General features: G+C 72.2%; 12 protein-coding genes. 5 read left to right on the top strand and 7 right to left on the bottom strand.

Features of this window, described 5'->3' with window-relative positions; all coding sequences use genetic code 11:
- Positions 1-154 precede the first annotated feature (154 nt).
- The 3 genes from ACFXA3_RS22080 to ACFXA3_RS22090 form a co-directional block, all read right to left on the bottom strand.
- Positions 155-1,270, bottom strand: coding sequence for an Mrp/NBP35 family ATP-binding protein (locus ACFXA3_RS22080; RefSeq protein ID WP_385189146.1), 1,116 nt, complete (start codon positions 1,268-1,270; stop codon positions 155-157).
- Between the two features lie 87 nt (positions 1,271-1,357).
- The gene (locus tag ACFXA3_RS22085; protein ID WP_385189147.1) at positions 1,358-1,864 is read right to left on the bottom strand and encodes a DUF1003 domain-containing protein; all 507 of its coding nucleotides are present in this window, start codon (positions 1,862-1,864) and stop codon (positions 1,358-1,360) included.
- Positions 1,865-2,072: 208 nt separating this feature from the next.
- Positions 2,073-3,344, bottom strand: coding sequence for a magnesium transporter MgtE N-terminal domain-containing protein (locus tag ACFXA3_RS22090; RefSeq protein WP_385189129.1), 1,272 nt, complete (start codon positions 3,342-3,344; stop codon positions 2,073-2,075).
- Between the two features lie 202 nt (positions 3,345-3,546).
- On the opposite strand from ACFXA3_RS22090, the gene ACFXA3_RS22095 reads away from it, so the two are divergent.
- Positions 3,547-4,341 (top strand): hypothetical protein, encoded by a 795-nt coding sequence (locus ACFXA3_RS22095; protein ID WP_385189131.1) that lies wholly within the window; start codon positions 3,547-3,549, stop codon positions 4,339-4,341.
- Here the strand turns inward: ACFXA3_RS22095 and ACFXA3_RS22100 are convergent.
- Together ACFXA3_RS22100 and ACFXA3_RS22105 are read right to left on the bottom strand one after the other, a co-directional pair.
- Positions 4,331-4,858 (bottom strand): hypothetical protein, encoded by a 528-nt coding sequence (locus tag ACFXA3_RS22100; RefSeq protein ID WP_385189133.1) that lies wholly within the window; start codon positions 4,856-4,858, stop codon positions 4,331-4,333. The two genes, ACFXA3_RS22095 and ACFXA3_RS22100, sit on opposite strands and share 11 nt — an antisense overlap.
- Before the next feature lie 32 nt (positions 4,859-4,890).
- On the bottom strand, positions 4,891-6,006 hold the full coding sequence (locus ACFXA3_RS22105) for a magnesium and cobalt transport protein CorA (RefSeq protein ID WP_385189135.1): 1,116 nt from the start codon (positions 6,004-6,006) through the stop codon (positions 4,891-4,893).
- A gap of 389 nt (positions 6,007-6,395) precedes the next feature.
- On the opposite strand from ACFXA3_RS22105, the gene ACFXA3_RS22110 reads away from it, so the two are divergent.
- From ACFXA3_RS22110 to ACFXA3_RS22125, 4 genes are all read left to right on the top strand, one after another.
- Entirely contained in the window at positions 6,396-6,980 is a 585-nt protein-coding gene (locus ACFXA3_RS22110; RefSeq protein ID WP_385189136.1) for a suppressor of fused domain protein, read from the top strand.
- Between the two features lie 61 nt (positions 6,981-7,041).
- The gene (locus ACFXA3_RS22115) at positions 7,042-7,683 is read left to right on the top strand and encodes a DUF6758 family protein (protein ID WP_385189138.1); all 642 of its coding nucleotides are present in this window, start codon (positions 7,042-7,044) and stop codon (positions 7,681-7,683) included.
- Positions 7,684-7,789: 106 nt separating this feature from the next.
- Positions 7,790-8,656 (top strand): PHP domain-containing protein, encoded by an 867-nt coding sequence (locus tag ACFXA3_RS22120; RefSeq protein WP_385189140.1) that lies wholly within the window; start codon positions 7,790-7,792, stop codon positions 8,654-8,656.
- Between the two features lie 61 nt (positions 8,657-8,717).
- Positions 8,718-9,323, top strand: coding sequence for a MarC family protein (locus tag ACFXA3_RS22125; RefSeq protein WP_376192892.1), 606 nt, complete (start codon positions 8,718-8,720; stop codon positions 9,321-9,323).
- A 104-nt stretch (positions 9,324-9,427) separates the two neighbouring features.
- On the opposite strand, the gene ACFXA3_RS22130 is transcribed toward ACFXA3_RS22125, so the two are convergent.
- Both ACFXA3_RS22130 and ACFXA3_RS22135 read right to left on the bottom strand, forming a co-directional pair.
- Positions 9,428-9,580 (bottom strand): hypothetical protein, encoded by a 153-nt coding sequence (locus ACFXA3_RS22130; RefSeq protein ID WP_366858777.1) that lies wholly within the window; start codon positions 9,578-9,580, stop codon positions 9,428-9,430.
- 96 nt (positions 9,581-9,676) lie between these two features.
- Positions 9,677-10,534 carry an alpha/beta fold hydrolase gene (locus ACFXA3_RS22135; RefSeq protein ID WP_385189144.1) on the bottom strand — a complete coding sequence of 286 codons (858 nt, stop codon included), beginning with the start codon at positions 10,532-10,534 and terminating at the stop codon, positions 9,677-9,679.
- Between the last annotated feature and the right edge of the window lie 98 nt (positions 10,535-10,632).

Genomic DNA, 10,632 nt, shown 5'->3' on the forward strand with positions numbered 1-10,632 from the left:
GACGGGGGGGGTTCGCTCGGGGGCGCCCCGGCCCCCCCCGCCCCGGTCCCCGCCCCCCAACCCGGTCCGGGAACGGTACCGGCCCCCGGCGGCGGGGGGGCCCCTTCGCGCTGTGCGGTACGGGGGCCCGTGCGGGCCGCCCGTACCGGAAGCGTCAGAACTTGTTGCGCGGCGTGATGCCCAGGGACATGCCGGCCAGGCCGCGGGCGCGGCCGCCCAGCTTGCCGGCGATGGAGCGCAGCGCCGCGCCGGCCGGGGAGTCCGGGTCGGACAGGACGACCGGCTTGCCCTCGTCGCCGCCCTCGCGCAGCCGTACGTCGATCGGGATGGAGCCCAGCACCGGGACGGTCGCGCCGACCGTCTTGGTGAGGCCGTCGGCGACCTTCTGGCCACCGCCCGAGCCGAACACGTCGACCATCTCGTCGCAGTGCGGGCAGGGCAGCCCGGACATGTTCTCGACCACGCCGACGATCTTCTGGTGCGTCTGCACGGCGATCGAGCCGGCACGCTCCGCGACCTCGGCCGCGGCCTGCTGTGGGGTGGTCACGACGAGGATCTCCGCGTTCGGCACCAGCTGGGCGACGGAGATCGCGATGTCGCCCGTACCCGGCGGCAGGTCCAGCAGCAGGACGTCCAGGTCGCCCCAGAACACGTCCGCGAGGAACTGCTGGAGGGCGCGGTGGAGCATCGGACCGCGCCACACCACGGGCGCGTTGCCCGGGGTGAACATGCCGATGGAGATGACCTTCACGCCGTTGGCCGACGGCGGCATGATCATGTTTTCGACCTGGGTCGGGCGGCCGTCCACGCCCAGCATGCGCGGCACGCTGTGGCCGTAGATGTCCGCGTCGACGACGCCGACCTTCAGACCGTCCGCGGCCATCGCCGCGGCCAGGTTCACCGTCACCGACGACTTGCCGACACCGCCCTTGCCGGACGCGACCGCGTAGACGCGGGTCAGCGAGCCCGGCTTGGCGAACGGGACCTCGCGCTCGGCGGTGCCGCCGCGCAGCGTGGCCGCCAGCTCCTTGCGCTGCTCGTCGCTCATCACGTCCAGCGTGACCGCGACCGAGGTGACGCCCGAGACGCGCTCGACGGCCTCGGTGACGTTCTTGGTGATCGTCTCGCGCATGGGGCAGCCCGACACCGTGAGGTAGACCGTGACGGCCACCTCGCCGCCGTCGCCGATCTCCACCGATTTGACCATGCCGAGCTCGGTGATCGGCCGGTGGATCTCGGGGTCGTTCACCGTCGCCAGTGCGTCGAGGATCGCATCCTGCTCGGGCACGGCGGCGGAGCTTGTGTCGGTAGCCATGCCCCGATGGTACGGCTCGGTAGCCTGCCTCAGGAAAGGCCGCTAGCGGTCGCCTTCGTCACTCTCCGCCGGGAATAGACGGCGCTCGTCCATCTCCTTGATCAGGTCCTGGAACTCCGACCTGATCCAGTCGCGGGTCGCCACCTCGCCCAGGCCCATCCGCAGGGCCGCGATCTCCCGGGTCAGGTACTCGGTGTCGGCGATGGACCGCTCGTTCTGCTTGCGGTCCTGCTCCAGGTTGACCCGGTCGCGGTCGTCCTGGCGGTTCTGCGCGAGCAGGATCAGCGGAGCCGCGTACGAGGCCTGCAGCGACAGCATCAGCGTCAGGAAGATGAACGGGTACTGGTCGAACCGCAGGTGGTCCGGCGCGAAGATGTTCCACAGCACCCACACGATGATGACCAGCGTCATCCAGACGATGAACCGGCCCGTGCCGAGGAACCGCGCCACCCGCTCCGACAGCCGGCCGAACGCCTCCGGGTCGTACTCGGGCAGCAGCGAGCGCCGCGGCGCCCTCGGCTGGTCGAGGCGGACCCGCGAACGCGTCAGCGCACTCGACCCCGTCGACTGCCCGGCCTTGGTGCGCTCGGCGCGCTCCGCGGCCCGCTCCGCCCGCTCGGCCCGGTCGTTGGCCTCGGCGAGCCCGTGCTCGCGCGAGTGCAGCCGCGCCTGCTCGCGCCGCTCCCGGGACTGTTCCCGGCGCCACTCGCGCGCACGCTCGCGCGCCCCGTCGCGGTCGCGGTCCCCGCGCCCCCGCTCAGCGGCCATGCACGGCCTCCTCGGAATGGAAGTCCGTCTCCCGCCAGTCGTCTGGCAGCAGGTGGTCCAGCACGTCGTCCACGGTCACCGCGCCCAGCAGCGAACCGCTCTCGTCGACCACCGGCACGGCGACCATGTTGTACGCGGCCAGGTAGCTCGTGACCACCGGCAGCGAGGCGTCCGGACGCAGCGGCGGCAGGTCCGTGTCCACGATCGAGCTCACCAGCGTGAACGGCGGGTCCCGCAGCAGCCGCTGGAAGTGCACGGTCCCCAGGTACTTGCCCGTCGGCGTCTCGTCCGGCGGCCGGCACACGTACACCTGCGCGGCCAGCGCCGGCGACAGGTCCGCCTGCCGTACCCGGGCCAGCGCGTCGGCGACCGTCGCGTCCGGGCGCAGCACGATCGGTTCGGTGGTCATCAGACCGCCCGCGGTGTTCTCCTCGTACGACAGCAGGCGGCGCACGTCGGCCGCGTCGTCCGGCTGCATCAGCGTCAGCAGCCGCTCCTTGTCGTCCTCCGGCAGCTCCGAGAGCAGGTCGGCCGCGTCGTCCGGGTCCATCGCCTCCAGGACGTCGGCGGCGCGCTCCTCCTTCAGCTTGCCGAGGATCTCCACCTGCTCGTCCTCGGGCAGCTCCTCCATGACGTCCGCGAGCCGGTCGTCGTCGAGGGCGTTGGCCACCTCGGCGCGCCGCTTCGGCGTCAGGTGGTGCAGGACGTTCGCGACGTCGGCCGGGCGCATCTGCTCGAAGGTGGCCACCAGGTTCTCGGCGCCCTGCCCGTGCTCCTCCAGCGAGAACCCGGTCACCGCCGACCACTCGACGGTCAGGGTCTCGCCGCGCCGGCGCAGCGCGCCGCCCTTGCCCTTGCGTACGAAGATCTTGTCGATCTCCCAGTCGCGGCGGGCCGGCAGCTGCTGGATGGCCACGTCCAGGACGGTGACCTCCTCGCCGCCCGCGACGAGGTTCACCCGCCGGTCCAGCAGTTCGCCCAGGACCAGCCGCTCGGTGGGCCGCTGCTCGAAGCGCCGCATGTTCACGACGCCGGTGGTGATGACCTGTCCGGACTCCACGCCCGTCACCCGGGTCATCGGGAGGAAGATCCGGCGCCGGCTGACCACCTCGACCACCAGGCCCAGCAGCCGCGGCGGACGGCCGCCGACGCGCAGCATCGCGACGAGGTCGCGGACCCGGCCGACCTGGTCGCCGGCGGGGTCGAACACGGGCACACCCGACAGATGCGAGACGAAGATCCGCGGGGCGCCACCAGCCATGCGAGCGCCTCCTAGAGCGTCGGTCCTCAGTCCTGCCGCCCCTCAGGCTAGCCCGTGCCGCCGGAGAGCGTCCTGGTGGGGCGGTCCGCCCGTGAGCGGGGCTGCCGCGGCCGCCCGGAGGGCCGACCACCCGCCCGGTACCGGAACTACGGGCGGGTACGCTGCCTGCTGCTCGAAGACGCACGACGAGAGGCACCTGCCCGTGACCGCCCACCTCCCCGCCGCTCGGCTGCGCCGGGCGGCCCTCGTCGGTGTCCTCTTCGCTGGCCTGGCCGTCACCGGCACGGGCTGCGGGGCGGACCCGGACGAGGGCACCAACGGCGTCGGCAAGCTCTCCGCCGACCAGATCGACGGCAAGGCGAAGGCCGCGGTGGCGGCCGCCACCTCGGTGCACCTGTCCGGCACGCTCGTCAGCGGCGGCAAGTCCTTCACGCTCGACATGCGGCTGGCCAAGGACGGCGGCTCCGGCGAGGTGAAGCTGCAGCAGGACACCTTCCAGGTGCTGCGCGTGGGGGAGCAGCTCTACCTGAAGGCGAGCGCCGCGTTCTGGGGGAAGTCCGACTCGGCCGGCAAGCTCGGCGACAAGTACGTGAAGGTGCCCGACAGCGACCCCACGTACAAGCAGTTCCGCGGGTTCACCGACATGCACGTGCTGCTCGACGGGCTGCTCGGGCTCGACGGGAAGCTCGCCAAGGGCGAGTACACCAAGGTCGGACCCACCCGCGCGGTCCTGGTCACGGCGGACAAGGGCAAGGGCGGCAAGCTGGCGGTGTCCCTGGAGGGGACCCCGTACCCGCTGCGCCTGGAGCGGGCCGGCGGGGCGGGCCGGGTGGAGCTCGCCGAGTGGGGCAAAACCTTCCCGCTGGAGGCCCCCGCCCAGGACCAGACCGTCGACTACGGGTCCCAGATGCCGACGACCAAGGGCCAGAGCGCCGGGTCCGGGCCGGCCCCGAGCCCGGGCAAGAGCTCCGGGCAGGGCTCGGACCCTACGAAGTAGGGGTCCCGCCGGCCGCCTTCTTCCGCCGCAGCAGCAGCTTCGGCAGGCCGGCCGGGACGGGTCTGCGGGTGACCGCCGGCGAGCCGAGCGGGACCGCGGCCAGCGATCCGCCGGGCAGGTCCGTGCTCGCCGTCACCGGCTCCAGCCGCAGCAGCCGGCACTCGCGCGCCCACCGCTCGGTCATCTCCTCCGAGTCGGGCGCGTTCAGCCGCTTCCCCTTCAGCTCGGCGACCGCGGCCCGCCACTGCTCGCCGCGGGGTTCGAGCTCCCGTACGGTCGCGGTCCAGGCGACCAGCCGGCCGCCCTTGTCCTTGCTGCGCACGGTCACCTCGGCCGGCCCGCCGTCCGAGAGCCCCGGGAACGGCTGCTCCCCGGGCCCGTCGCCCAGTACGTGGGCCGCACCGTCCACCCAGGCGTGCCACAGCGCCCGGTCGGCCCCGGAGCCGCGGACCCAGATCAGGCCGGACTTCTTGGTGGCCTCCTCGACGAGGGCCAGGTCGAGCGCACTGAGAGTCATGCGCAACAGAGTAGGGGGTGCCCCCTCGGGGGCTAGAGCCAGCCGTGGCGGCGCAGTGCGCGGTGGATGGTGAAGCAGGACGCGGCGATCGCGGCCATCACCATCGGGTAGCCGTAGCGCCAGTGGAGCTCCGGCATGTGCTCGAAGTTCATCCCGTAGACCCCGCAGATCATCGTCGGGACGGCGATGATCGCGGCCCAGGAGGTGATCTTGCGCATGTCCTCGTTCTGGGCGACCGTCGCCTGCGCGAGGTTGGCCTGGAGGATCGAGTTCAGCAGCTCGTCGAAGCCGATGACCTGCTCGTGCACCCGCGCCAGGTGGTCGGCGACGTCGCGGAAGTACTTCTGGATGTCCGGGTCCACCAGCCGCATCGGGCGCTCGCTCAGCAGCTCCATCGGCCGCAGCAGCGGGGAGACGGCCCGCTTGAACTCCAGCACCTCGCGCTTGAGCTGGTAGATGCGGCCCGCGTCGCCGCCGCGCGCGCTGCCCTTGGCGGGCGCCGCGAAGACCGCGCTCTCCACCTCGTCGATGTCGTCCTGGACGGCCGCCGCGACCGCGATGTACCCGTCGACGACGTGGTCGGCGATCGAGTGCAGGACGGCCGAGGGCCCCTTGGCGAGGAGCTCGGGGTCGTCCTGGAGGCGGTGGCGCAGGGACCGCAGCGAGCCCTGGCCGCCGTGCCGGACCGTGATGACGAAGTCCGGGCCGGTGAAGCACATGACCTCGCCGGTCTCCACCACCTCGCTGGTCGCCGTCAGTTCGTCGTGCTCCACGTAGTGGATCGTCTTGAAGACGGTGAACAGCGTGTCGTCGTAGCGCTCCAGCTTCGGCCGCTGGTGCGCGTGCACCGCGTCCTCCACGGCGAGCGGGTGCAGGCCGAACGTGGCGGCGATCCCCGCGAACTCGGCCTCGGTCGGCTCGTGCAGGCCGATCCAGGCGAACCCGCCGTCCTCCCGGACCCTGGCCATGGCCTCACGGGGCGTCAGGCAGGCCGAGCCCAGGGCGCGTCGGCCGTCGCGGTACACGGCGCAGTCGACGACCGCGCTGCTCGCGGACGGGTCGCGGGTGGTGTCGTAGCCGGGCAGGACGGGGGTGGACCTGCGCAGGGCCGGACGTACGGCGGCACGCAGGTAGGGCAGCATCGACATGGCAGGCTCCTTCGCACGCACGGCTGCGGACCGTACGGGTGGGAGGTCCCTTCCGGATGGCACGGCCGCGGCAGGCGGGCAGGCCCGGGCGGACGGAAGGAACAGGACGGGAGGACAAAGTTCTGCCGTCGCTCTTCGACTGATCAGATGATCAAACGGGCGGGAACGCGCCCGTACAGGGAGTGGAAGAGCGGTTGGTACTGCACGATCGACTTCGATCCATTGCAGCCCCACCTCCTCCGGCCGGTCCTCCGTGGAGGACGTCCTGTCGCCGGATGCCCCGAAACAGCTCTTCAAGAGTGTGGCCCCGACCAGCGGTCAACATTATCAGCCGACGGATGGTCAAGACCCGCCCTTTACCCGCCTCATACGAGTTCTATGCTCGCCTCATGGCAGAAATTCTGGCTCTTGTCGAAGCCCGGCTGCGCAGCGCGCTCGGCGAACCCGACGCCCGCGCCGCCGTCACCTTCCTCGGTACCGACCGCATCGAGGTGCTCCGTTTCGCCGAGGGCGACCTCGTGCGGTACGCGACCCTCGGCATGTCCGCGCACCCGATGTCCGACCCGACCGTCGTGGTCGCCGACCCGCTGCGCGGGCCGCGCGCCGAGCTCGTGCTGACCGTGCGGGCGGGCCTGGCGCCCACGGACAAGCTGCTGCGGCCGCTCGCCGTGCTCGGCTCCTCGCCGCAGGTCGAGGGGCTGGTGGTGTCCCCCGGCGCCTCGCTCGACGTGGGCGGGCCGCTGTGGGACGGGGCGCCGTTCACCTCCGTGCTCGTCGCCGAGCCGGGCGGACTGGTGGAGGACCTCGAACTCGACGCGCCGATGGACCCGGTGCACTTCCTCCCGCTCCTGCCGATGACGGCGAACGAGGCCGCCTGGAAACGGGTGCACGGCGCGGCGGCGCTCCAGGAACGCTGGCTGTCGCACGGCACGGATCTGCGGGACCCCCTCCGTACCGCCGTGGCGCTGGACTGACACATCCGGACGGGTGATCGTGTCTTGACGGGGCGCCGGGCGGGGAGGAGCGTGGCTTCTTATGAGGGGCGAACCAAGTTGCCCGAAGTGCGGTGGCCGGGTCAGGGCGCCCGGGCTCTTCTCCGACTCGTGGCAGTGCGCGCTGCACGGCACGGTCCACCCCCTGCAACCCGTCATCCCGCCCAGCGTCGAGGGCCTGGGCGTGGTGGTGAACCGGGCGAAGGTGCCGGTGTGGATGCCGTGGCCGCTGCCGGTGGGGTGGCTGTTCACCGGAGTGGCGGCAGCCGGTGACGACCGCAGCGGGGGCCGGGCGACGGCGGTGGCCTGTTCGGGCCCCGGACCGCTCGGCGGGATCGGCGAGCTGCTGCTGGTCGCGGAGGAGTTGGGGGTCGGCCTCGGCGCCCGGTACGCCGGGATCGACGGCCCCGACCCCGGTACGCACATCGACGTCTCCTCCCCGCCGCACGTCAAGGTCGTCGCGGCGGGCCGCCCGACACCGCTGTGGCACGTGAAGGGAGCCCCGGACGACCGGGCCGTGTTCGCCGGCGAGGCGCGCGGGCTGTGGCTGTGGGCCGTCGTCTGGCCGGAGCAGTCGGGCCTGCTGATGTACGACGAACTGGTGCTGACGGACCTGCGGGACGCCGGAGCCGAGGTCGAACTCCTCCCGTGCGGCGCCCTGAGCCCCCGCGTCCTCGGTCCGTAGGCCCCGTTCACCGGGTCGGGCCCGCAGGCGCCGTGGCGCCCGCGCGGCGGGCGGGCGGTATCCTGGGGTGTCCCCCCGTACCCGCGAGACCCCTGGAGCACCGGCCGTGCGCATCGACCTGCACGCCCACTCCACGGCCTCCGACGGGACCGACACCCCCGCCGAGCTGGTCCGCAATGCGGCCGCCGCCGGGCTGGACGTGGTCGCGCTGACCGATCACGACACCGTCGGGGGATACGCCGAAGCCCTCGCCGCACTGCCGCAGGGGCTCACCCTCGTCACCGGCATGGAGCTGTCCTGCCGGCTCGACGGCATCGGGATGCACCTGCTCGCGTACCTCTTCGACCCCGAGGAGCCGGAGCTCGCCCGCGAGCGGGAACTCGTCCGCGACGACCGCACCCCTCGCGCCCACGCCATGATCGGCAAGCTCCGGGAACTGGGCGTCGACGTCACCTGGGAGCAGGTGGCCCGGATTGCAGGCGAAGGCTCCGTCGGGCGTCCGCACATCGCCACCGCACTCGTCGAGCTGGGCGTCGTCCCCACCGTGTCCGACGCGTTCACGCCGGACTGGCTCGCCGACGGCGGCCGCGCGTACGCCGAGAAGCACGAGCTCGACCCCTTCGACGCCATCCGCCTCGTCAAGGCGGCCGGCGGGGTCACCGTCTTCGCGCACCCCGCCGCCGTCAAGCGCGGCCGCTGCGTCCCCGAGTCCGCGATAGCCGAGCTCGCGTCCGCGGGCCTGGACGGGATCGAAGTGGACCACATGGACCACGACGGTGACGCGCGCGGGCGGCTGCGCGCCCTGGCCGGCGAGCTCGGCCTCCTCACCACGGGGTCCAGCGACTACCACGGCAGCCGCAAGACCTGTCGCCTCGGGGAGTACACGACGGACCCCGAGATCTACGGCGAGATCACGCGCCGCGCGACGGGGGCCTTCCCCGTGCCGGGCGCCGGCGGAGCGACCGGCGCGTAAGCGCGCCCGCCCGCCCCTTCTTCTTCCTTCGAAACACCCCTCTCTCCTGCAAGGCATCACTGTGTTCGACTTCGCCGTCTTCGGATCCCTATTTCTCACGCTTTTTGTGATTATGGACCCCCCGGGGATCACGCCGATCTTCCTCGCCCTGACCTCCGGCCGCCCCGCCAAGGTGCAGCGCCGCATGGCCTGGCAGGCCGTCTGCGTGGCCTTCGGCGTCATCGCCGTGTTCGGCATCTGCGGCCAGCAGATCCTGGACTACCTGCACGTCTCCGTCCCCGCGCTGATGATCGCGGGCGGTCTGCTGCTCCTGCTCATCGCGCTCGACCTGCTCACCGGCAAGACCGACGAGCCCAAGCAGACCAAGGACGTCAACGTCGCCCTCGTGCCGCTGGGCATGCCGCTGCTGGCGGGCCCCGGTGCGATCGTCTCCGTCATCCTCGCCGTGCAGAAGGCGGACGGGGTCGGCGCACAGCTCTCCGTCTGGTCCGCGATCATCGCCATGCACGTCGTGCTGTGGATCACGATGCGCTACTCGCTGGTGATCATCCGGGTCATCAAGGACGGCGGCGTCGTCCTCGTGACGCGCCTCGCCGGCATGATGCTCTCCGCGATCGCCGTCCAGCAGATCATCAACGGCGTGCTCCAGGTCGTGCACGGCGCCTGACCGGCGCCGGCCGGCCCGCAGCCCCGACGGGCTCCGCCCGCACGCGAAAGCCCCCGCCCCCGCTCGGTGCGGGGGCTTTCGCGTGTGTGTATTCGTGCGGAGTGTCAGGAGGACGCACTCTCGGCCGGTCGGATCAGAATGCGCTGGCCCACTGCGGCCGCCTGCTGCACGATCCGGTTGACGGAGGCCGCGTCCACGACGGTGCTGTCCACGGCGGTTCCGTCGACATCGTCCAGGCGCAGAATCTCGAAGCGCACGGGCTTCTCCCTTCGTCAGTGTTCTCCTTGCACTGTTCCCAACGAAGTGTAAGAGGCAAACATTCCCTACGCTAAGGAAATTTTTTGACTGGCTAACTAAACCTGGGGGTGGGCATCCCAGAAGGCAGCCAGCGCACCCGCCGTGACCTGCGGGTTCTCCGCATTGGGGGAGTGCTCGGTGCCCGCCACCACCACCCGCTCCGCACCCAGCCGATGTGTCATGTCGTCCAGCAGCGGGACCGGCCACGCGTAGTCGACCTCGCCCGACAGCACCAGCTTCGGCAGGTCCACACCGCTCAGCGCCTCCACCCGGTCCGGCTCGGAGACCAGGACCCGGCCCGTGGCGATCAGCTGCTCGGGCACCGTCGCCATCCACCGCCCGCGCAGGAACTCCGCGAGTTCCGGGGAATCGGGGACCGCGTCCTCCGGGTCGAAGGACCGCATCGCCGTCCACACCCCCGCCATGTCCTCCCGCATCGCCTCCAACGCGGCGACCAGCAGCTTCGTACGCTCCTGCTGGTCCTCGGCGATCGCCGCGGGCCCGCTGCTCATCAGCGTGAGGGAGGCGAACGGCGCCGCGTCGCGCAGGACGGCGGCCCGGGAGACCAGCCCGCCCAGCGAGTGGCCGACCAGGTGGACCGGCCCCCCGTCCAGCGCGGCGGTCTGGGCGAGGACGTCCAGCGCCAGTTCCTGGAGCGCGTACGCCGACTCCTCGCGCGGACCGGGGCTCTCGTGCTGGCCGCGCCCGTCGACCGCGACCACCCGGTACCCGGCGGCGGACAGCGGCTCCAGGAGCCCGATGAAGTCCTCCTTGCTGCCCGTGAAACCGGGGACCAGCAGGGCGGTCCCGCGGACCGGCTCACCGGCCTCGTGCACGGCGAAATCGCCGCGGGCGGTGGACAGGAGGTACGCACGGGCACCGGAGGGAAGCGTGAGGCGGGGCGGCTTGCTCATGGCCAGAGGTTACCGGCCCGTAGGGGCGTGTCCAGCCCGGGTACGCCGATGGCCCCGGCCCCCTGGGAAGGGGACCGGGGCCACCGGACGGCGGAACG

It is taken from the genome of Streptomyces sp. NPDC059456 (genome assembly GCF_042750055.1).
In the GTDB taxonomy this organism is placed as follows: domain Bacteria; phylum Actinomycetota; class Actinomycetes; order Streptomycetales; family Streptomycetaceae; genus Streptomyces.

Coding starts and splice junctions, on each gene's coding strand:
- ACFXA3_RS22090 (WP_385189129.1), bottom strand. CDS start 3,344: ATGGCTGGTGGCGCCCCGCGGATCTTCGTCTCGCATCTGTCGGGTGTG.
- ACFXA3_RS22100 (WP_385189133.1), bottom strand. CDS start 4,858: ATGACTCTCAGTGCGCTCGACCTGGCCCTCGTCGAGGAGGCCACCAAG.
- ACFXA3_RS22105 (WP_385189135.1), bottom strand. CDS start 6,006: ATGTCGATGCTGCCCTACCTGCGTGCCGCCGTACGTCCGGCCCTGCGC.
- ACFXA3_RS22110 (WP_385189136.1), top strand. CDS start 6,396: ATGGCAGAAATTCTGGCTCTTGTCGAAGCCCGGCTGCGCAGCGCGCTC.
- ACFXA3_RS22115 (WP_385189138.1), top strand. CDS start 7,042: ATGAGGGGCGAACCAAGTTGCCCGAAGTGCGGTGGCCGGGTCAGGGCG.
- ACFXA3_RS22135 (WP_385189144.1), bottom strand. CDS start 10,534: ATGAGCAAGCCGCCCCGCCTCACGCTTCCCTCCGGTGCCCGTGCGTAC.